15 protein-coding genes are annotated in these 21,308 nt (G+C 61.0%); 3 read left to right on the plus strand and 12 right to left on the minus strand.

Going from position 1 to position 21,308, the window contains the following annotated elements; translation table 11 throughout:
• Nucleotide 1: 1 nt before the first annotated feature.
• Entirely contained in the window at nucleotides 2-484 is a 483-nt protein-coding gene (locus QP884_RS07085) for a GNAT family N-acetyltransferase (RefSeq protein WP_284821497.1), read from the plus strand.
• On the opposite strand, the gene purT is transcribed toward QP884_RS07085, so the two are convergent.
• The 5 genes from purT to QP884_RS07110 form a co-directional block, all read right to left on the minus strand.
• Nucleotides 481-1,833, minus strand: coding sequence for a formate-dependent phosphoribosylglycinamide formyltransferase (gene purT / locus QP884_RS07090; protein ID WP_284821498.1), 1,353 nt, complete (start codon nucleotides 1,831-1,833; stop codon nucleotides 481-483). The genes QP884_RS07085 and purT overlap by 4 nt on opposite strands.
• Before the next feature lie 151 nt (nucleotides 1,834-1,984).
• The gene (locus QP884_RS07095) at nucleotides 1,985-2,842 is read right to left on the minus strand and encodes a class F sortase (RefSeq protein WP_284821499.1); all 858 of its coding nucleotides are present in this window, start codon (nucleotides 2,840-2,842) and stop codon (nucleotides 1,985-1,987) included.
• Between the two features lie 155 nt (nucleotides 2,843-2,997).
• Nucleotides 2,998-8,766, minus strand: a complete 5,769-nt coding sequence (locus tag QP884_RS07100; protein WP_284821500.1) for a VaFE repeat-containing surface-anchored protein — start codon at nucleotides 8,764-8,766, stop codon at nucleotides 2,998-3,000.
• A gap of 769 nt (nucleotides 8,767-9,535) precedes the next feature.
• On the minus strand, nucleotides 9,536-9,844 hold the full coding sequence (locus QP884_RS07105; RefSeq protein WP_284821501.1) for a malonyl-CoA-ACP transacylase: 309 nt from the start codon (nucleotides 9,842-9,844) through the stop codon (nucleotides 9,536-9,538).
• Nucleotides 9,845-10,231: 387 nt separating this feature from the next.
• Complete coding sequence (locus QP884_RS07110; RefSeq protein ID WP_005325555.1) at nucleotides 10,232-11,524, minus strand: adenylosuccinate synthase; 1,293 nt, start codon at nucleotides 11,522-11,524, stop codon at nucleotides 10,232-10,234.
• An 87-nt stretch (nucleotides 11,525-11,611) separates the two neighbouring features.
• Here QP884_RS07110 and QP884_RS07115 point away from each other — a divergent pair, with 87 nt between their 5' ends.
• Complete coding sequence (locus QP884_RS07115; protein WP_284821502.1) at nucleotides 11,612-12,445, plus strand: hypothetical protein; 834 nt, start codon at nucleotides 11,612-11,614, stop codon at nucleotides 12,443-12,445.
• A 34-nt stretch (nucleotides 12,446-12,479) separates the two neighbouring features.
• Here QP884_RS07115 and QP884_RS07120 read toward each other — a convergent pair whose 3' ends face one another.
• Nucleotides 12,480-13,679 (minus strand): FUSC family protein, encoded by a 1,200-nt coding sequence (locus tag QP884_RS07120; protein ID WP_284821503.1) that lies wholly within the window; start codon nucleotides 13,677-13,679, stop codon nucleotides 12,480-12,482.
• Nucleotides 13,680-13,844: 165 nt separating this feature from the next.
• On the opposite strand from QP884_RS07120, the gene QP884_RS07125 reads away from it, so the two are divergent.
• Complete coding sequence (locus QP884_RS07125; RefSeq protein ID WP_284821504.1) at nucleotides 13,845-14,930, plus strand: HNH endonuclease signature motif containing protein; 1,086 nt, start codon at nucleotides 13,845-13,847, stop codon at nucleotides 14,928-14,930.
• Between the two features lie 149 nt (nucleotides 14,931-15,079).
• Here the strand turns inward: QP884_RS07125 and fbaA are convergent, their stop codons facing one another.
• From fbaA to QP884_RS07155, 6 genes are all read right to left on the minus strand, one after another.
• A complete protein-coding gene (gene fbaA / locus QP884_RS07130) occupies nucleotides 15,080-16,114 on the minus strand; it encodes a class II fructose-bisphosphate aldolase (protein ID WP_005329326.1) in 1,035 nt (344 codons plus the stop codon).
• Nucleotides 16,115-16,259: 145 nt separating this feature from the next.
• On the minus strand, nucleotides 16,260-17,450 hold the full coding sequence (locus tag QP884_RS07135; protein WP_239283216.1) for a glycoside hydrolase family 76 protein: 1,191 nt from the start codon (nucleotides 17,448-17,450) through the stop codon (nucleotides 16,260-16,262).
• Nucleotides 17,451-17,504: 54 nt separating this feature from the next.
• Entirely contained in the window at nucleotides 17,505-18,218 is a 714-nt protein-coding gene (locus QP884_RS07140) for a TrmH family RNA methyltransferase (protein ID WP_284821505.1), read from the minus strand.
• Nucleotides 18,205-18,795, minus strand: coding sequence for an orotate phosphoribosyltransferase (gene pyrE, locus QP884_RS07145; RefSeq protein WP_284821506.1), 591 nt, complete (start codon nucleotides 18,793-18,795; stop codon nucleotides 18,205-18,207). The genes QP884_RS07140 and pyrE overlap by 14 nt, the downstream gene beginning before the upstream one ends.
• A 55-nt stretch (nucleotides 18,796-18,850) precedes the next feature.
• On the minus strand, nucleotides 18,851-20,314 hold the full coding sequence (locus QP884_RS07150) for a hypothetical protein (RefSeq protein WP_284821507.1): 1,464 nt from the start codon (nucleotides 20,312-20,314) through the stop codon (nucleotides 18,851-18,853).
• A 94-nt stretch (nucleotides 20,315-20,408) separates the two neighbouring features.
• On the minus strand, nucleotides 20,409-21,266 hold the full coding sequence (locus tag QP884_RS07155; protein WP_284821508.1) for a sulfurtransferase: 858 nt from the start codon (nucleotides 21,264-21,266) through the stop codon (nucleotides 20,409-20,411).
• Nucleotides 21,267-21,308 lie beyond the last annotated feature (42 nt).

Consider the following 21,308-nt stretch of genomic DNA (forward strand, 5'->3'; position numbering starts at 1 on the left):
CGTGCCGCATATCATTTCCGCCGCGCCCCTGGGGCAGCTGGCGGCCTTGGACGTCCACCAGCTCTACAAACTGCGGGTGGACGTCTTTGTGCACGAGCAGCGCTGCCCGTACGCCGAGATTGACGCCACCGACGCCGATCCCCGGACCGTGCACCTGCTGGCCTGGGACGCGGACACCCACGAGCTGCTGGGCACGGCCCGCGTCTTTCCGGCCGCGCCTACTGACGCCGCGCTTGCCGACGCCGCCGGCGCCCAAATCGGCCGCTTCGCACTCGCGCCCGCCGCGCGCGGCACGGGCCTCGGCCGGGAACTCTTCCAGGCGGCCGTCGACCTAGGCGAGCGCATGCACCCGGGCCAGCCGCTCTACTTGGAGGCGCAGGCCGGCCTCGTGGACTATTACGCCGGCTTTGGCTTTACTCCGGTAGGCGAGCTACTCGACGACGAGGGAGTCCCTCACCAGCCGATGCTGCGCCCCGCTTCCTAGTCGGCGTCGTCCACACCGGAGGCGAGCTTCGGGTCGAGCTCCACGCCGCCCTCGTATTCCACGACCTCGATATCGGGGACGTTATCCGCCTCCGGCTCGATGCCGCGCGCACCACCCTGGGCCAAAAGGCCCGGCGTGGAGGTCACCTCGATCTTGTGCGCAGCTAGTGCTGCGCGGTCGCGTGCCTCCTCCGCGCTTTCCGCGGTGGCAGACACCAAGCCCATGCGACGGCCCTTGTAGGCCCCGGGCTTGCCAAAGAGCTTCACGTCCGTCTCTGCGTAATTGAGGGCCGCGGCGACGCCGGTATAGGCCACCTCATTTAGCTCCTCATCCGCGTGAATGACCACGCTGGCACCCGGGGTGACCAGGGTGGCGTCGATGGGGTAGCCCAAAATCGCGCGCGCATGCAGGTCAAAGGCGGAAAAACGCTGCGTGTAGCAGGTCAGCATCGCCGTATCCGAGGGCCGCGGGGAGACGGAGGAAAAGTACACATCATCGCCCGCAACGAAGAGCTCCACGCAGTACACGCCGCGCCCGCCCAACTCATTAGAAATGCGCGCGGCCACCGAGCGTGCGTTTTCCAGCGCGATCTCGCTCATGCCGGTAGGCTGCCACTCCTCCACGAGGTCACCGCGCTCATGGCGGTGACCGATAGGCTCGCTAAACCACGTAGCCAACTTGCCCGTGGCCGGATCGATGGAGCGGATGGCCAGCAGGGTGACCTCGAGGTCGAAGTCCACGAAACGCTCGGCCACCACGCGCTGCGAATCCGAGGACACGCGCCGCACGGTCTCCCATGCGGTGCGCACATCCTCTTCATCACGGGCAATCATGTGGCCCTTGCCGGAGGTGGACACGTCCGGCTTAATAATGCACGGAAAGCCCAGCTCCCCCACCGCTTCTTCCAGCTCCTCCACGGAGCTAGCAAAGCGATACGCGGAAACCGGCAGCCCGATATTCTCCGCCACCTCGCGCACGCACTGACGGTCCTGCGTCATGGCGCAGGCGCGGGCGGAGGGGACCACGATGGCGTCGCTATGCGCTTCCATCTCCTCCAGCGCTTCTACCGCAACGGTTTCTACCTCTGGAACCACAAAGTGCGGCTGAATCTCCTGTGCCAGCTGGAGGATGCGCCCGGTGTCCTTAATATCGGCGACGTAGCTATACTGCGCCACCTGGTGCGCCGGCGCGCCCGCATACGAGTCCACCGCGTGGACCTCCAAGCCCAGGTTCTGGAAGGACATGGCCAGCTGCTTGCCCAGCTCGCCCGAGCCCAGCAGCAATACCTTGGTGGCATTGCTGGTCAGCGGCGTGCCAATATGACCGGCGATCTCGCCTGGATTATCCATGAAAATGCTCCTTCTAAGCCGCAGGCAGCGGCGTTTACTGCCTTAAATTATTTCATATTTAGGCCCCAACCCCACCACCTACATGCCAGGTGAGCCGGATAGGCGAAGGCGCCCTGTGGGCAATTCCACAGGGCGCCTTAAAAGGTTCAGCCTAGGCTGCAGGTGCCTCAGCCGGTGCCTCGGCTGGGGCTTCGGCCGGAGCCTCCCCTGCCGGCTGCTCGGCGGGCTGCTCTGGCTCGCCTACCGGCTCCGCCACGGTAATGATGTTGTCCTCATAACCCAGCGCGCCACCAACGAACTGGCCGCCACAGGTAATGAGAACCAGACGGTTCTCGCCTTCCTTATCGTTGACCACATCCGGGAATCCGGACCCCTTAGGCAGGCGGTACGGCGCCTCGGTCACGCGGAAGGTGCGCTCCTGGCCGTCGATGACCACGGTAAATTCCTGGTCCTTCTTCAGCTTCGTGAACTTCTCCGCATAACCAGTGCCCTGGCCCTGGTAGTTAATGTGGCCGGTAATCACACTCGAGCCCACATTGCCCGGCTCACCCGGCACTGCGGAGGCGGAGTACCACCCCACGCGAGTGACGTCGTGTGGCGGCAACAGCACGCCCTGGTCCGTGACCTGCACGGGGTCCACGGCCGCGTACTCGCCATCGATGCCCACGGACATGCCCTCAAAGCCCTTGAACTCACCAGGCGCGGCCTCATACTCGTGTTCCTGCTGGCCCGAATCATCCACGAAGGCATCGGACTTCGGCCCGGATTCCTCCGGCGCGCTCTCGCTGGCCACCGTCTCCGGCGCCGAACCCGCCTCATCCTCATCATCGCGCGCCAGGTACAGCACTACCTGCAGCAAGACCAACGCCACCGCAATGATGGCCGCGATAATAGCGATCAGCTTGCCACGGCCCATGCCCCGCTTGCCGACGCCCCCTTCTTCCCCACTCGCCGGATACTGCGACATTCCATTGTCTTCCGGCTGCTGTGGTTGCGCGTGCTTTCCCATAGCTAGCTTCCTCTACTTCCTCGTTTTGTCTACCTTGTGCAGGTTATATGCAAATCCCCTCCAGCGTGTGCAGTCACACCCTGGAGGGGATTTTTGGTGTTTAAGTCTCAACCCCGGTGGGGCGACCCGCGGGCCGCCTCACCGATGCTTATGGACTACTTGATGTAATCCTGCATACCCGGCTCAAGCTCGGTTGCGCCGGACGGTACGGACTTAATCTCAACGCGGTCGGCGTTGGATGGCAGTGCGTTGCCAGTCTCTTCAGGTTGCTGACCCTGAACCTCGACGCTGCGGCCGTGGCCATTGTCAGAGTTGCCGCCCTGAGGAACATCCTGACCCTTGTCCTCGTGACCATTGCCGCCATTGTGGCCGTCGGTGTGCTTACCGTTGCCACCATCGTGGTTACCGGTGTTGTCACCGTGGCCACCGTTGTGGCTGCCGTGGTCATTGTGGTCGTGGTGATCCTTGATGATCTTGCCCAGGCCGATACCCGGAATCAGGATGAGCCACCACGGAGTCTTGCCCTTGGAGGAACCATGGGAAGAACCGTTAGAGGAACCATCCGAAGAACCGCCTGGGGTGTCCTGATCGTGAACCTCGTGGGAGATTACGGTCTGATCCTCATCGTTGATGTCCTTGTGCTCAGCAATGTGGTTCGGCTTCTCCGGAGTTACATCCGGGGTGTCCTCACCCTTGTCGTTGACCTCAGTGGAGGTGAGCTCCTCGAAGGCAACCGCAGCCTGGACAGGCTCCTTCACATCATCGTTAACGGTGATGGTGACAGGCTCCATGCCCTTGGACTTCTTCGGGGTGAAGGTAGCTTCACCGGTACCCAGAACAGACTTGCCGTCCTTCTTGTTAATGAGTTCAGCCTTCAGGGTGTATTCCTTACCCGGAACCAGACCCTCGTAGGAAACCTCATCAACAATCTTGGCACCAGCAACAACAGCGTGGGAACCCTTCTCGAAGTCAGCGTTGGTGGTGATCTTCGGAGTCTTCTCAGAATCCTCGGTGGTCACAGTCTGGTCATCGTCATTGATGTCCTTGTGCTCACCAACCGGGTTCGGGTTGTCCTCATCGGTCGGGTTGTCCTCACCATGCTTATCCACCTGGGTGGAAGTCAGCGTCTCGAAGGCAACCGCAGCCTCAACCGGCTCAGTCACGCTGTCATCGACAACGATGGTGACAGCCTCAGTGCCATTAGCGCTCTCCGGGGTGAACTTGTGACCCTTGGTCTCGCCAAGAACGGTCTTGCCGTCCTCCTTGGAAATCAGCTGAGCATCCAGAGTGTATTCCTTGCCCGGAACCAGACCCTCGTAGGAAACCTGGTCCACAACCTTGGCACCAGCAACAACCTCACGCAGGCCGCCCTCGAAGTCCGCGTTAGTGGTGATCTTCGGAGTCTTCTCAGAATCCTCGGAGGTCACAGTCTGGTCATCGTCATTGATGTCCTTGTGCTCACCAACCGGGTTCGGGTTGTCCTCATCGGTCGGGTTGTCCTCACCATGCTTATCCACCTGGGTGGAAGTCAGCGTCTCGAAGGCAACCGCAGCCTCAACCGGCTCAGTCACGCTGTCATCGACAACGATGGTGACAGCCTCAGTACCGTCAGCCTCATCCGGGGTGAACTTGTGACCCTTGGTCTCGCCAAGAACGGTCTTGCCGTCCTCCTTGGAAATCAGCTGGGCATCCAGAGTGTATTCCTTGCCCGGAACCAGACCCTCGTAGGAAACCTGGTCCACAACCTTGGCACCAGCAACAACCTCACGCAGGCCGCCCTCGAAGTCCGCGTTAGTGGAAACCTTCGGGGTGTCCTTCTCGTTGTTGTCACCAGGGGTGCCCGGGGTACCCGGCTCGTTAGGCTCAGTCGACTTAGAAGGCTCGGTCGGCTTCTCCGGAGTAGTCGAACCACAATCCGAAGGCTCGTCAGACTCAGAGGTCTCGGAAGCTTCAGAAGACGTGGTCTCTACAGACTCGGACTCAGAAGGCTCGCTGGACTCAGACTCAGACGGTTCCTCAGACTCGGAAGGCTGCTCGCTCTCAGAGTCACCCGGCTCCTCAGACTCACAAGTCTTGTCGCCGTCATCAGGCGTACCTGGGACGTCGTCCTTCGGGGTGGTGGTGGTCTCCGGAGTAGAGGTCTCCGACTCATCCTCGGAGGTTACGGTCTGATCCTCGTCTTCGATGTCCTTGTGCTCACCGATATCGTTCGGCTTGTCATTGTCAGGGGTGTCCTCACCCTTGTCGTTGACAACCTTGGAAGTCAGCGTCTCGAAGGCAACCGCAGCCTCAACCGGCTCGGTCACATCATCGTTGACGGTGATGGTGACAGCCTCGGTACCGTCAGCCTCATCCGGGGTGAAGGTATGACCCTTGGTCTCACCCAGAACGGTCTTGCCGTCCTCCTTGGAAATCAGCTGGGCATCCAGGGAGTATTCCTTACCCGGAACCAGACCCTCGTAGGAAACCTGGTCCACAATCTCGGCACCTGCAACAACCTCACGCAGATCGCCCTCGAAGTCCGCGTTGGTAGAAACAATCGCGTTCTTGTGGGAGGTTACGGTCTGGTTCTTGTCGTTGATGTCCTTGTGCTCAGCGATGTCGTTCGGCTTGTCATTGTCAGGGGTGTCCTCACCCTTGTCATTGACATCGGTAGAGGTCAGTTCCTCGAACGCAACCGCAGCCTCAACCGGCTCCTTCACGTCGTCAGAAACAGTGATCTCAACCTCGGCCTGACCATTAGCGGACTCAGGCTTAACAGTAGCCTCGCCCTTGCCCAGAACGGTCTTGCCGTCTTCCTTGGAAATCAGTTCAGCATTGAGCTTGTACTGCTTACCCGGAATCAGGTTGAAGTAATCGACAGTGTCGATGACCGTAGCACCAGCAACAACTTCCTTGGAGCCGTTTGCAAAGTCCGCATTGGTAGAAATGCGCGGCTTGGAGGTTACGGTCTGGTCCTTGTCTTCGATTTGCTTGTGCTCAGCAATGTGGTTCGGCTCCTCCGGAGTTGCATCCGGAGTGTCCTCACCCTTGTCATTGACATCGGTAGAGGTCAGTTCCTCGAACGCAACCGCAGCCTGAACCGGCTCCTTCACGTCATTAGAAACGGTGATCTCAACAACTACCTCGCCGTCAGCAGTCTCCGCAGTGAAAGTCTTTTCACCGGAGCCCAGGACGGACTTGCCATCCACCTTGGAGATGAGCTCGGCATTCAGGGTGTATTCCTTATTCGGAACCAAGTTGTGGAACTCAACAGTGTCGTTGACCTTAGCGCCAGCGATTACCTCGTTGGAACCATTATCAAAGTCAGCGTTGGTGGAGATCTTCGGAGTGTCCTTCTCGTCGTCGCCACCAGGGGTGTCAGGGGTACCCGGCTCATTAGGCTCGGTCGACTCAGAAGGCTCGGTCGGCTTCTCCGGAGTAGTCGAACCACAATCCGAAGGCTCGTCAGACTCAGAGGTCTCGGAAGCCTCAGAAGACTCGGTCTCTACAGACTCGGACTCAGAAGGCTCGCTGGACTCAGACTCAGACGGTTCCTCAGACTCGGAAGGCTGCTCGCTCTCAGAGTCACCCGGCTCCTCAGACTCGCAGGTCTCGCTAGTCTTCGGGGTAGAAGAGTCCTCAGAGGAAGAAGGCGTAGAGGTTTCGCCCTCGCCACCGTCACCAGGCTCACCCGGCACGACGTCAGTCGTAGTCGTAGACGGAGTGGTGGTCTCGGAAGGCTTGTCAGACTTTACAGTCTGAGCCTTGTCCTCGATATTGGTGTGCTCAGCGATGTCATTCTTCTTACCAGTGGTGGAATCCTCGCCGTCCTTGTTAACAGCAGTGGAGGTCAGGTACTCGAAAGCAACTGCCTCATCAACGGCCTCGGTAACACCCTCATCAACGGTGATCTCAACCTCTACCTCGCCCTTAGAAGCAGAAGGTACGAAGGTCTTTTCACCGTGGCCGATTACCGGGTAGTCACCAGTGGTCTCGTCCTTGACCTTGGAACGCAGCTCTGCATTCAGAGTGTATTTCTTGCCAGCAACCAGGTCGTTGTACTTAACCTTATCGGTAATGACGGTGCCAGCCTTGATCTCATCGCCCTTAGCCTTCTCAGCCTTGGTGCCGATGGATGGCTCCATCTCGGAGGTTACAGTCTGATCCTCATCATCGATGTCGCGGTGATCGGTAATCTTCTTCTCTTCATCAGAGTTCGGAGTTTCCTTACCGTTCTCATCGACCTCCTTGGAGTAGAGGTCCTCGAATGCGACGGCTGCCTTGATGACGCCCTTAACATCGTCGTTGACCTTGATGTCAACGACCTGCTCACCGGCAGACTTCTCCGGGGTGAAGGTTACATCGCCCTTGCCGACGACCTCGTGCTCACCCTTGTCATTCTGAGCCTTGTTATGCAGCTCAGCCTTCAGGGTGTATTCCTTACCCGGCACCAAGTCGGTGTAGGTAACGGTGTCCTTGACGGTAACGCCAGCCTTTACCTGCTTAGCGTTGTCAAACTTAGCGTTGGTGTGGATAGACGGATTCCAGTCAGTGGTCTTAACGGTCTGCTTCTCATCGTTGATGTCTTCGTGAGTAGCAATCTCGTTCTCATCGGTGGAGCCAGGGGTCTCGTTGCCATCCTTGTCTACCTCGGTAGATACAAGCTTCTCGAAGGCAACCGCAGCGTCAACAGCAGGATCTGCCTTCTCGTTGACGGTGATCTCAACCTGCTGTTCACCGGTGGGCTCCTTCGGAGTCAGTTCCGCAGAGCCTTCACCCAGTACGGTTTCGCCATCCTTCTTGGAGATCAGCTTTGCCTTCAGGGTGTACTTCTTACCCGGAACAAGGTCCTCATACGTCACAGTGTCAATAACCGTGGCGCCCTTCTCTACACGGTTGCCATCCTTGATCTTGGCCTCCGTCTTAATCTCCGGATTAAGATCCTTCTCCTGCTCTTCAGTACCAGGAACCGGAGCGGTCGGCTCGGTCACCTTGGTAGTCTCGTCGGGAGAGGTCGGTTCAGTAGTGGACTCCTTCGGAGTAGTCTCATCAGTGTTAGACGGCTCAGAATCCGTAGTCGTCTCGGTAGAAGAAGTCTCTTCCCCCGGATTCTCAGAGGTAGTCTCTTCGGTCGTGTTCTCCTCAGTATCTGGATTCTCTGGAGAAGTAGTCGGCTCTTCAGAGCCTCCGCCGTTGTTCGGAGTATCCGGCAAACCAGGCTGGTCAACCGGGATTACACGCTGACCACCGTCAGAACGAACGTCATAAATACCGTTAGGACCCACAATGGTGATAAAGGCATCCTTCGGCTGGGACGGAATTTCGACCGTGGGGTCTACTTCAAACTGGTCTTCCAGCTTGGTACCACTCGCCTTTACGATACGAAGGCCCGTAAGCTCAGTAAACTCTTGCGGATTTCCCGAAAAGTTTGCAAATCGGTCGCCCGTATTTGCATCACCATATCGGCCCTGACCCTGAATAATCTCGATTGCAGCTTCCCTGCCCGTATTGTCCGAGAGGATGGCGCTCAGGTACACCGCGTATTTAACAGTTAGATCTCGCTGGCCAGCCTCTGTAGCATCACGGAGCTTAATAGCCAAGCCAATGGCAGCATCCTGATATTTCGGATCATCGAACTGTACCGAACCGGCCGTTGACTTCTTGTAGCTACCACCCTTCAACATTGGGTCGCCAATATTAAAGTCGATACACCAAGCCCATCCAACGTCATTGTCGTCGTGCTTGTTATTTACGCCTTTAGGCGGCACACCAGCCCAAACAAGTGGCCCCCAACTATTATCGCCGGCAGCCTTTTGGGATTCGGCTCCGATATTATAGTTCGGCTTGAAATCGGTAGGCTCAGCGGCCTCCGCCTTGCCGCCCGGAACGGTGACCATGGCCGCAATTACCGCAATTGCAGCAAGCACTGCGGTAAAGACCATCCACCCCTCTCGGGATATATTTCTTAATCTACTCATTCTTTCCTCTTCGAGCGGTACAAATACTTACATTCGTTTTCCTGTACAGCGAGTGTTTTCACTGAACAGAACCTGAAATTGAGACTTGAACACACTGCGGTTAATCAGGGTTTTGAACCCGAATTAGGATTAACTCTTATTGTGCTCTCAGGATAATATCACGGGAAAATTTAAGGCGCCAGCCAGAAAGCTTTATAAAAACCCACGTTATGCAGAATTTCCAATTCTTTAACCGCAGGTAGACGTACTTATTTTTACGGACAAGCCAGTGTTAAATACATATGTTCGATGTATTCTAAGCACCCCTTAAGGCCGGAGCGCTGCGTCAATGGCTTAATCAATACTAAGATTGGTTTTAACGAAACTCATGTAAACACTTCCGTACGCTGCGTTTTATCTAATCTTACGCAAATTTAAGAGGGCGGCTTGCATGCAATTTCATCGCATTACTCCAGAATTACCCACAGAAAGATGGTGTTACAGGAGTGGCTGGAGAGAGTTCGACAGGATACACATACATTCGACTCGATGGAGCTGCCGCAATCCTTAACGCTGTTGCCATTCACCTTCAAAAAGGTATATGTGAGCGAAAACTCTACCCAGGGTGGCCACAATCACACTTAGAGCCCCGAATAGGGACTGAGGGAGAATTAAGCAAAGAAAAATCCGCACGGGCGTCGGCAAGCGGATGCTTTACCGAGGCCGCAGTGCGGATCCTGGAATAGATTAGGCCTTAGAGAACGGCAGTAACCTCGTAGCCCTTCTCCTGCAGAAGCTGGGAAACTGCCTCAAAAGTATCGCCATCCTTGTCCGGGTTGTAGGTCTCCGGGTTCAGGGCAATATGGGCGGTGTCGCCTTCATAGCGGACGCTGATGAAGTCGTAGCCGACTTCGGCATGGGCGGCGTCGATAAGAGCCTGCACATCGTCGTTGTTACCCTGCTCAGCAACAGCAACCTGCTCCTGCTCAGGTGCCGGCGCAGCCTCCTGCGCCGGGGCGCCCAGGCCGAAGAAGCCCATAATCGTAGCTAGCAGGCCGCTCAAAAGCTTGATAATCCTTGAAGTAACTCCCTGTGTAGTGATACGCGGGAATAGGGCCCGCGAAAACTGAAAACTCTCTGTACTTAAAGCAATCTTAACTTTAGCTTAGGGTCTAGTTACATTCAACAGAGAACACCTTAATTCACCATGCCATGGCCTTGTGTGCGGTTAAGGTACGCTGAAACACCGCAGCGCCCGTGCTCCGTCTCAATGACGGGTCACGGGCGCTTTCGCTCAATTAGGGCTAAAGCCCTTAAAGGGACCAAGAGCTGGATAGGGTTAGCAACCTTTGTTTTCTGCTTGGAGGGCTAGAAGAAGCATCGTTCAGAGAGCCAGTTCAGCTGTGCTAGAGAGTGGGGCTCTCACACCACACTAATAAGGACTACGGCCTTACTGGTCTTCCATCACATCATGACGAATGATGGTCTGGTCGCGGCCCGGACCAACGCCGATATAGGAGATTCGGCAGCCAGACAGCTCTTCCAAGCGCAGGACGTAATCCTGCGCCTTCTGCGGCAGCTCCTCAAAGGTGGAGCACTCCGTGATGTCCTCATCCCAGGCCGGCATGGTCTCGAAGATGGGTTCGGCGTGGTGGAATTCGGACTGGGTAAGCGGCAGCTCGTCGTAGCGCTTGCCGTCGACGTCGTAAGCCACGCAGATCGGGATCTCGCCGATGCCGGTAAGAACGTCCAGCTTGGTCAAGAAGTAATCGGTAAAGCCGTTAACGCGGGTGGCATAGCGCGCAACAACGGAGTCGTACCAACCACAACGGCGCTTGCGGCCGGTGTTCACACCAATCTCGCCACCGGTGGTCTGCAGGTACTCGCCCCACTTATCAAAGAGCTCGGTGGGGAACGGGCCGGCACCCACGCGGGTGGTATAAGCCTTGATGATGCCCAGCGAGGTCTTGATGCGCGTTGGGCCAATGCCGGAGCCCACGGAAGCACCACCGGCCGTCGGGTTAGACGAGGTCACGAACGGGTAGGTGCCGTGGTCGACGTCGAGCATGGTGGCCTGGCCGCCCTCCATGAGCACGTGCTTGCCGGCCTCGAGGGCCTGGTTGAGCTCCAGCTCGGCGTCGATAACCATCGGGCGCAGGCGGTCGCGGTAGCTCAGGAAGTACTCCACAATCTGGTCCGCCTCGATGGCCTTGCGGTTGTACATCTTCACCAGCATCTGGTTCTTAATATCCAGCGCGGATTCCACCTTCTGGCGCAGGATGGACTCATCAAAGATGTCCTGCACGCGGATGCCAATGCGCGCAACCTTATCGGCGTAGGTCGGGCCAATGCCGCGGCCGGTGGTGCCGATAGCGCGCTTGCCCAGGAAGCGCTCCTGCACGCGGTCCAGGGTCTGGTGGTACGGCGCCACCAGGTGCGCATTGGCGGAAATCTTCAGGCGCGAGGCGTTCGCACCGCGGGCCTCAAGGCCATCAATCTCATCAAAGAGCGCCTCAAGGTTAATCACTACGCCATTGCCCAGCACCGGGGTGGCGTTCTCGGACAAAATGCCGGCCGGCAGGAGCTTCAGCTCGTATTTTTCGCCGCCTACCACGACGGTATGGCCGGCGTTATTACCGCCGTTCGGCTTGACCACGTAGTCAACCTTGCCGCCGAGGATGTCGGTCGCTTTGCCCTTGCCTTCGTCGCCCCACTGGGCGCCGACAATGACGATCGCTGCCATTGTTTAGTCACTTCCTCATAATTGAAGCCAAAATACTCTCCAACTTTACACTTTCCCGCCGCAAAAAGCCCGCGTAGCATTGTCCGCATGCGTTTTTTGTTCCTCCGTTGCGGCGCCCCGGGCGTGGCCATGCCTGCCGACGCCCACGACCTCTCCCCCATTCCTACCCGCAAAGAGCTCGCGCTTATCGACGCCTTCCTCAACCCCCTCCTCCCCACAGACCCCACTCCCTCGCTCGTTGACATTGCCGCGCAACCCGACGTCCGTCACCTCGGCGCCCCCGAGCCCGCCCCACAGGCCCCGCACCTAGTAGAGCCCGCCCGCATCGTCGTCGCCGGCTCCGACGCCGCCCTTTCGGCCGTGCTGACCCGCCTCATGCGCTCCGACCGCCTCTGGGCCGAGGTCGCTTTCATCCCCGTCCCCTCGGCCGCAGCCTCCGCCCCGTCCGCGGCCGCGCAGAACTGGGGGATTCCAACCGACTCGGCCGAGGCCCTCGACTTCGCCCGCACAGCTCCGGTTCGCCCTGCCCCGCTCATTCGCAATGACTCCGGCCTCGCCGTCGCCGGCTCCGCCACCATCTCCGACGCCTCCAATGGCTCATTCACCGGCGAAGTCATCATCGACGACCACACCCTAGCCGCCACTTCCCCCAAAACCTTCGGCGCGCGCCTCGTCCCGATGACCGACGCCCCCGGCATCCTCGCCGCCCGCGCCACCTCCCCCGTCGAGTCGCAGGGCCGCCTGCGCTCGCTCCTGCGCAAGCCAGGCCAGCTCGACCCCGAATCCGTCAGCACCGGCCGCGCAGTCCAGGCCGGCGGCCCACAGCTGCGCGTCATCGTCGATTCCGTCCCCCACAAGCGCCCGGTAACCCGCGTAACGTTCTACCGCCACCTGCGCGATCTCCAGATCGTCCGCCCTTAGCCCCAAGCGACGCCCTTGCCTCCGCGCGAGGACGTTAGCCCTCGCGCCCCCACACCTCCGGCGGGTAGGCCGGGTGCTGCGAGGTCGGCACGAGGTGCGCCACGGCCGACTCGCGCGAAAGCCCGCACACCATCAGCATGTCCACCACGATGGAGCGCGTCTGGCCCAGAATCATATAGGCCGATAGCGTGCCTTCCCTGTCAATGATGTCCAGCCCGGCGCGCCCGCCCACGATGCGCAGGCGCTGCACAAGTTCCGGAATTTCAATCGCCTCATCGTGCCCATGCTTCTTGCCCTGGCCGTAGAGCTCACTAATCGCGAGCATGATTTCAGAAAGCTCATCGAGCAACTCCACCTGCTCGTCCGAAACCTTGTCGCGGTCCTCTGTCAGGCCCAGCGCCTGGCGGGAGAGCACGCGCACGCCGCGGACCGCGTTATCCACCGGTAACAGGATGCGCTCCAGCGAGCGAATGCTGCGCCGTGAGGCCCACAACAGCGGCGAAACCTCCGAGGCCTCCTTGCCCGATTGCGCTGCGCTCAGCAGGGTATTGACGCTATTTTGCGTACCGCGCACCGCCTCGCGTGCGTCGCGGATAACGGCGGGGTCTTGGTGGCGGATGCCATAAGTGACGTCGGCAAGAATGCTCGAGGCAACCTTAAGCACCTTCGACACCTCGCGCCGCGCTTCCACCAACGGGGAATTGGGAATCAACGCAATGGTTATCAGGCCAATGCCCGAGCCAATCATCGCGTCAATCGCGCGGTGCAGGCCGCCCGGGCCCTCCGTGGGTGGGAAAATCGTGGCGATCAAAATCGCGCCAAAGACAATCTGGTTGGTCACCAGCGGCGACTTGGTCAAAAACGAGCCCACCACCAGGCCCGCGCCCACAATGAAGAAAATCTGGAACGGCCCCTGCCCCACTATCTGGAACAGCAGGTCGCCCACGGCCACGCCAATGATGCCGCCAATCGACATCTCCAGCGCCTTTTTCATCCTGTCCCCACCGGACATCCCCAGAATGATGACCGCAGAAATCGGCGCAAAGAACGGCTGCGGGTGCCCCACCACATCGCCGGCCACCCAGTACGCGAGCGCCGCGCCAATGGTCGCCTGGATGATGTAGACAAACCGCGAGCGGATGCGGTTGACCCGCGAGAGCACCGAGCGGTCAATCACCCGCAGCTTTTGCCGCGTTGAGACTCTTTCCTTCGCTTCCGACATGCCCTCCAGCATAGAAGACCGCCCTTACCATCGCCGCCGGCCCCGCGCATCTCGGCCGTCGGCTGGCTTGTGGATAGCTCTTGCCGACGCCCCCTTATCCCCCACCTATCCACAATTTTCCCCTCCCCGGCCGCGCACCGCTTGTTCGGCCCTCGAGTCCCCTTTAGCTTCGGCCGTGTGAACACCGAATTTCTCTTGTTATGCCGCCGCGGCGTCGATCTCGTCGCCGAATTTCAGGGCTGCTCCGAAGACTCGCTCCTCGAGGCCGGAGCCAGCCCCCTTCTGGCTGCCCAGCTCGCCCACCTGCAACACGTCTACTTCGGCCGCACGTCCAATAGCCGCAAGCAGCGCCTCGCCCGCGACGCCGCCCGAACCCGCGCTCACGACCTCGCCACACTCGATAGCATCGAGTCCTATACCCGCCGCGTGCGCGATACCAACCGTGCCTGGGACTTGCGCCTAGAACTGTGTCGCACCGAGGCCCGCCTCATCCCTTCTGTAGCCAAGAAGCTCCTCAAGCAGCTCAATCCGCCCCGTCGCCCCGAGCCCGGCGTGCGCTATACCCGCCGCCCCGACGGCCCCCACACCATCTCAATTACGGCCGATCCCACCGATATCGCCGATATCAAGGGCGTGCTCTCCTCGGTCAACAAAGATGATCCCCTCGCCGCCGCCAAGAAGGTCCTCCTCGAGGGCAACCCCGGCGCGCTGTCGGCCGTGCATACCAACGTCATCCTCACCCTAGACCAGCTCGACCGCATCGTCGCCGCGCCTGCCGACGCCGCCGATATCACCCTCCAGCTCACCAACGGTGCCCGCATAACCGGCGCGCAGCTCGTCGCCCGCGCTTTAGCCCAGCGCGGCTACGTCAGCCTGGTACACCCGGAGCACGGCCCGGTCAACCTGTACCGCACCGAGCGCATGGCCACGTGGAAACAGCGCATGCTCGCCGCAGCCGAGCACCCCGTGTGCGCGTGGCCGGGCTGCAATACGCCTGCCGACGACGCCCAAGTCCACCACCTCACTGCTTGGTCCGCCGGTGGGCCTACCAACCAAGAAAATCTGATCACCTTGTGCGCGCACCACAATGCCGTCAACCAAGACGACCCCTCCCGCCCCACCGAGCGCGGCCGCATGGTGCGCATCGATGGCCGCGTCGCCTGGGTACCGCCGTGGAGCAACACCCCACGCTTCGTCCCCAGCCCCGCTAGACCGCCAAACCCCAACCACAACCCCAGCCCTAGCCCCACACAAAACCCCTAACTGCACCGGCTGATCATCGAGCCCCCGCCCGGAACCACCCCGGCCGAAAGTACGAAAAAGCCGCCTCCCACGCGGGGGAAGCGGCTCATTCGGCATGCCTATATACGAGGCTGCCTCAACTCAAAGCAGTGTGGAGCAGCTAAGGGCAATTACTTGGAAATGGACTTGCCCACAGAGTGCAGGTCCTGGCAGGACTCGATGACGCGCTCGGACATGCTCTGCTCTGCCTTCTTCAGGTAGGAGCGTGGGTCGTAGGCCTTCTTGTTGCCAACCTCGCCGTCAATCTTGAAGACGCCATCGTAATTCGTCATCATGTGGCGAGCAATCGGGTTGGTGAAGGCGTACTGAGTATCGGTATCCACGTTCATCTTGATGACGCCGTAGCCCAGCGCCTCTTCGATCTTTTCCTTCTCGGAACCGGAGCCACCGTGGAAGACGAAGTCGAAGGCGTACTCATCCTCACCCAGGCCGAGCTTCTTCTGTGCCACCTTCTGGCCCTCGAGCAGGACCTCTGGGCGCAGCTTCACATTGCCTGGCTTGTAGACGCCGTGAACGTTGCCGAAGGTTGCGGCCAGCAGGTAGCGGCCCTTCTCGCCGGTGCCCAGGGCATCGATGGTCTTTTCAAAGTCCTCTGGGGAGGTGTAAAGGTTAGCGCCCGCCTTGGCCTGGACGCCGTCCTCTTCGCCGCCGACGACGCCGATCTCGGCTTCGAGGATGACGTGCGCGTTCTTAGCCTTTTCCAGCAGCTCCTGGGCGATGACCAGGTTCTCGTCGATAGGAATAGCGGAGCCGTCCCACATGTGGGACTGGAACAGTGGGTTCTCGCCGCGGTCGACGCGCTCCTGGGAGATGGCCAGCAGCGGGCGGACGAACTCATCGAGTACTTCCTTCTGGCAGTGGTCGGTGTGCAGCGCGATATTCACGCCGTAGTGCTTGGCGGCCTCATGAGCGAATGCGGCCAGTGCCTGAGCACCCTTGACCTTATCCTTCAGTGCCAGGCCGGAACCGAAAGCGGCACCGCCGGTGGAGAACTGGATGATGCCGTCGGACTCGGCCTCAGCAAAGCCCTTCAGAGCTGCGTTAATGGTCTCAGATGAGGTGCAGTTGATTGCTGGGAACGCGAAGCCGTTCTTCTTCGCGGTATCCAGCATCTCGTTATAGACCTCAGGGGTTGCAATTGGCATGAGTTTCCATCCTTAAAAAGTGGGTTTGTGGTCAAACACGTTCTAACAGCCAAGTATGCCCGTTTCACGGAATTTCTGCCGCAAAAACCATGTGACATTTTCAACCCAGTCATTTCCGGGACCAATCCACTCCGACAAGCGTGGGCTATTTAGCCATATTTCGCACCACGCGGGCGCAGGCCTCCATCAGCATCCAGCCGGAAAGCTGCACGGACAAATCGCGCTCATCTACGCGAATGATGCCGACCTTCTCACTCATGGTGCGCCGGCCGAAGCCGTAGTTATGCGGCAGGCGCGCATCGGACAGCCAGTCGGATCCGAAAATCGGCAGGCCGTCGACTTCGAGGCGGTGTTCCCACACCGACTCGGCCGAGGCCACCACCATGCGTGCGGCCAGCTTCTTCGTCGCACGGTTGGCGGGGGAATCGCCGGGCAGGCGCACCGCGACGTCGGCAAGATAGCGCATCAAAATACCTTTAAACAGGCCACCGTCACCATCGCCGGTCTCCCAGTCCACCACGCCCGAAGGCGTAGCCATGCCCGAAGCCACGGTCTGCACCAAGCCCCGGATGCGGATGATGTAATCCATCATCTCGGAAGCCATCTCGGCCTCGTACACGCTGTCGATCTGCTCCAAATCGCCCACGCCAGCCTTTTCCCGCAGCGCTAGCACGATTTCCAGGCACGCGCCGAGCACTACGCCCTGGCAGTAGGGGTGAATGTTTTTTACCACCTCAGGGCCGTCCATGCGCATGCGGACGCCGTCCATGATGTAGCCGTCGTCGTCAAGCAGGTGGTCATAGATCCAGTCAACGATGCGGCGCGCTTCCTCAATGCGCCCCATCCGCGCGAGCATGATGGCGCCCGGGCCGTTGGAGGGCACGTTCATGAAGTTCTCGCCCAGGCGCCACGGCAGCACGCCAAGCGTTTCATCGAGGCCTTCGTGGATATTGCGCTGCAGGGCCGCGAGACGCTTGGGCGTCTTTGCCTTCTTCAGGCCCTCCACGCGGCCGAAAGCCAGCGCGAGCCAGGCCTTGTCGTCGTAGTACTTATTCTTGGTCAGCTGCGCGAGGTTGCGGATGCGAATGCCGCGCAAGGTGTCATAGATGCGGTGGCGGCGCACCTTGGTGTTATTGCGCAGCGCCGCATCAACGAGGCAGTCCAGGTAGTGGGCCTGCCACCAGTAGTGCCAGTGGACAAAGAGCTTTTCCTTCGTCGTGGGCGGCCAGCTAACCACGGCAAGATTGGTGCGCGGCAGGCCCCATACGGAGTGCGCGTGGCGCTCGTTGATGGCGGCCTCTGCGAGTTCGGCGCGGTGGGCCCACTTTTCTTCCACGGTTCCTCAATCACTTCAGTCGCACGGGTAGATATAGCTAGTGTAACGATCTTCCTACCAGGAATTTGCCAGATCGGCGTGTTGGCGGATCCAGGCGTGCATGGCAATGCCGGCCGCGACACCCGCGTTGATGGAGCGGGTGGAGCCAAATTGGGCGATGGAGCAGGTCATCACCGCGGCGTCTTGGGCCGCTTGCGTCACGCCGGGGCCTTCCTGGCCGAAGAGCAGCAGGCTGCGCTCCGGCAGCTCGGCCGTTTCCAGGGGCACGCAACCGGGGGTGTTGTCGATGGCAACGACGGTAAGGCCCTCCTCGGCCGCCCACGCAATAAGCTTTTCGACGCTCTCGTGGTGCATCAAGTGCTGGTACCTATCCGTGACCATTGCCCCGCGGCGATTCCACCGGCGGCGGCCGACGATGTGCACGGTATCGACGGCGAAAGCGTTGGCGGTGCGCACGACGGTGCCGATATTGGCATCGTTTTCGAAGTTCTCGATGGCGATGTGCAGGCTATGCCGGCGCTTATCGATGTCCTCTTTGATAGCTTCCCTACTCCAGTAACGGTAGGCGTCGACGACGTTGCGGCGGTCGCCTTCGGCGAGCAGCTCTGGGTCGTATTTCGCGGCCTCCGGCCCTTGCGGCAGCGGACCTTCCCAGGGGCCTACGCCATGGCGACCCTCGTTCCACTCGGTCGGCCCCTTGGCCTCGTCCGGTTTGGCCTCGTCCGGCTTGGCCTGGTCGGCCGCGCGGTCTGGGTTAGGCGAGGTCAAGGTCGCCCAAGCCCAGCAGGGAGCGGTACTCGAGGCCTTCTGCGGCGATGACGTCGCCGGCACCGGTCTCGCGGTCCACGACGGTCGCCACGCCCACGACCTCGGCGCCGGCCTCGCGCAGCGCGGCCACGGCGGTCATCGGGGAGTTGCCGGTGGTCGTGGTGTCCTCTACGACGAGGACCTTCTTGCCTTCTACGTCGGCGCCCTCGATGCGGCGCTGCATGCCGTGCTTCTTGGCTTCTTTGCGCACGACGAAGGCGTCGATATCGCGGCCCTCGGCATGCATGATCGAGGTAGCAACCGGGTCGGCGCCGAGAGTCAGGCCACCGACGGCCGCGAAATCCCAATCTGCGGTCAGCTCGCGCAGCAGGGCGCCGATGAGGCGGGAGGCCTCGTGGTGCAAGGTAGCGCGGCGGAGATCCACGTAGTAATCAGCTTCCTTGCCCGAGGACAGGGTCACCTTGCCGTGGACGACGGCCAGTTCCTTGACCAGTTCAGCGAGGCGGGCCTTCTTCTCAGCGTCCAGGTTCTGGGCGTGCGTGTTCTGGGCGTTGGTGGTGTGAGAATCCACAGTCATTTGCTCCTTGTCGTGATTCGTGGGCGGCGGCCGGCCGCCCGTATCGGACTCTAGGCTACTCTCCCCGGCGCGGGTCCGATTCCTCGGCCGCGGACTCGCTTGCCGGGTTGGGGTCGACTGGGTTGGGGTCGACTGGGTTGGGGTCGGCCGCGCGGGGGCCGTCGGTGGTGGAGTCGGCGGAGGGGCTGTCGAAGATGGAGGCGGCGCGGAACTGCTGGCGCGGCAGGCGGGCGGTGTGGGAATCGGGGGTGGGGCGCTCGCGGCCGTCGGCAATCGCGTCTACTTCGTCGCCGCCGAGGGCGCTGTGCTCGACCGGACCGCGGGTTTCAGAGTAGGCCCGAGACGGCATCTGCAACGGCTCCTCCGGCCGTTGAATGACGGGTCGTTCGAATTCGGGCGCGCCGGCGGTCGGCGTGCCGCCGACGGCCTCGACGATGGGCTGGGCGGGAATCTCGCGGGCTGGGTCCAATTCCTCGAGGCGCACCACGTGGGTGGCCGAGGAACGCGGTGGGAGGACGCGGGCGGCGTCGGCAAGCAGGGCAAGAGGCGGCAGCATCGCGTCCCATTCCGCGGAGCGCGCCTGCTTTGTTGTCTGCGCCAGGACCCACTCGGTTTCCATCCACAGTGCGGTAACGGATTCTGGCATTTGCTGCAGGGCAACATGCACACGCTCGTCGACCATGCGCTCGGTCACGGCGCTATCCGAGGAATACACATCGAAACCCTCGATGGTCATCGCCAACAGCAGGTCCTCGGAGGCCTTCGCGTCGTCGCGGTCGAAGCGACGGAAATCCACGACCATGTCGGAGGCCGCTCCGGTACGCATGGCCATGACGTTGACGCCATCGATATCCATCAACAGCATCTCGTGGCCGTAGACGTTGCCGGCGACAATGTCTTTGGGCGCCGCGCCCGTGGAGGCCACTCCTCTGGTCCATTCGTCTACGAGGTAAGGGTCGGCCTTCATGAATTCAAAGCCCTTGGCTTCCGCCCAATTGCGGCGCTCACGGCGCATCGTTCCTGGCAGAACCGGCCGATGGCGGGCGTGCGGCTTGGAAGGCGCGGGGTGCTTGCTCGCGGTCTCGTGGCTCGGCTGGTGATCCGGTTCGGGGGCCAGTTCACGCTCGGTGGTCGGCTCGGGTTCGTCGGTTGGCTCAGGTTCTTGCTGGGGCGGGGTCTCGGACGTGGGCTCGGGTGTGGGTTCCGGCGCGGGAGCTGGCGCAGCTGCTTCGGTGGCTGGGGTGGCCGGGTCAGCGGCAGGGGCGCGCTCGGGGGCCACGCTCGAGGCCGAATCGGCAGGCTCGACCGGGGCAGTGTTTTCGGGTGCGGCGTCGGAGGATGCAGAGTCCGTCGGAGTGGGGTCTGCGGGGGTGGGATCCGCAGAGCTGGGGTCCTCAGAGCTGGAGTCTGCGTCGGCGGAGGGTGTAGGGGTGGAGGTGCGCTGTTTGCCGTCGTAAAGCAGCAAGGCACCGCCGGCAATGCCGAGAAGAACCGCGAGAGCAAGGATTAGAAAAGCCATCACCCCACGATAGTAGTAGGAACGAGCAAGCCCTCAGCGCTCGGCGCGCGGACGCGCGAGGCTGAGGGCGAAGGCGAGGGGCGGGCTGGGGCGATTAGCCGTTGACGGTGAGGCGGTCGCCGCGCTCTACGGGGTTGTGGGGGTTGGCGGACCACTGGGACCAACCGCCGACATAGTGGCGCAGGCCCGTGAAGCCGGCGTCTTCCATGGCGGCAAGGGCGAGGGCGGAGTGGTTGCCGGAACCGGAGTAGATGATGGCGCCTTGGACGTTGTCGGGGGTGAGGCCGGCGTCGAAAAGCACTTCGCGGATTTCGCCCGCGGACTTCCAGGTGCGCAGGCCATCGTTGTGGAACAGGCGCTCTGGCACGTTGACGGCGCCGGGGATGTGGCCGGCCTTGAGGTCGAGGTTCTCGCGGCGGCCGGCGAAGCGGTTGCGGGTGCGGGTATCGATGAGCAGGCCATCGTGATTGCGCACGTCATCGATGGTGGCCACGGGCATCTGGCCCGGGTTAACCTCGGCGGTGGCACCGACGGCGAAGTTGCCGGGGCCGGTCAGCGTGGTATAGCCCAGGTGTCGCCAATTGGCCAAGCCGCCGTCGAGGATGCGGACGTTTTCTAGGCCGGCCCAGCGCAAGGTCCACCACGCGCGGCCGGCGAAAAGGCCACGGCCTTCGTCATAGACCACGACGGGGCGGTCCTTACGGATTCCCCACTGGCGGAAGTGCTCCTGCAGCTTATCCGGATCCGGCAGCGGGTTGCGGCCTACCTGGGAGCCGGGCAGGCCGGCGAAGGAATTGGCGGTATCGCTAAACAGCGCCGTCGGGATGTGCAGGGAGGTAAATTCGTTGTAGCTCTGGCGCAGCTGCGGCTGCCAGTGGGTGGCCAAGAGGGTGAAACGCTCGCCGTGATAAATGGATTCGCGGAGTTCTTGCGGGGAGACCAAAATGCTCATGCCCCCGAGTCTAAGGGCATGAGCAGGATTTGGCGCGGCGGG

This window comes from Corynebacterium tuberculostearicum (assembly GCF_030229345.1).
Taxonomy (GTDB): domain Bacteria; phylum Actinomycetota; class Actinomycetes; order Mycobacteriales; family Mycobacteriaceae; genus Corynebacterium; species Corynebacterium tuberculostearicum_G.

Excerpts from the sequence above, each read along its gene's own strand:
- purT (WP_284821498.1), bottom strand. The coding sequence starts at position 1,833 with ATGGATAATCCAGGCGAGATCGCCGGTCATATTGGCACGCCGCTGACC.
- QP884_RS07095 (WP_284821499.1), bottom strand. The coding sequence starts at position 2,842 with ATGGGAAAGCACGCGCAACCACAGCAGCCGGAAGACAATGGAATGTCG.
- QP884_RS07100 (WP_284821500.1), bottom strand. The coding sequence starts at position 8,766 with ATGGTCTTTACCGCAGTGCTTGCTGCAATTGCGGTAATTGCGGCCATG.
- QP884_RS07110 (WP_005325555.1), bottom strand. The coding sequence starts at position 11,524 with ATGGCAGCGATCGTCATTGTCGGCGCCCAGTGGGGCGACGAAGGCAAG.
- QP884_RS07115 (WP_284821502.1), top strand. The coding sequence starts at position 11,612 with ATGCGTTTTTTGTTCCTCCGTTGCGGCGCCCCGGGCGTGGCCATGCCT.
- QP884_RS07120 (WP_284821503.1), bottom strand. The coding sequence starts at position 13,679 with ATGCTGGAGGGCATGTCGGAAGCGAAGGAAAGAGTCTCAACGCGGCAA.
- fbaA (WP_005329326.1), bottom strand. The coding sequence starts at position 16,114 with ATGCCAATTGCAACCCCTGAGGTCTATAACGAGATGCTGGATACCGCG.
- pyrE (WP_284821506.1), bottom strand. The coding sequence starts at position 18,795 with ATGACTGTGGATTCTCACACCACCAACGCCCAGAACACGCACGCCCAG.
- QP884_RS07150 (WP_284821507.1), bottom strand. The coding sequence starts at position 20,314 with ATGGCTTTTCTAATCCTTGCTCTCGCGGTTCTTCTCGGCATTGCCGGC.
- QP884_RS07155 (WP_284821508.1), bottom strand. The coding sequence starts at position 21,266 with ATGAGCATTTTGGTCTCCCCGCAAGAACTCCGCGAATCCATTTATCAC.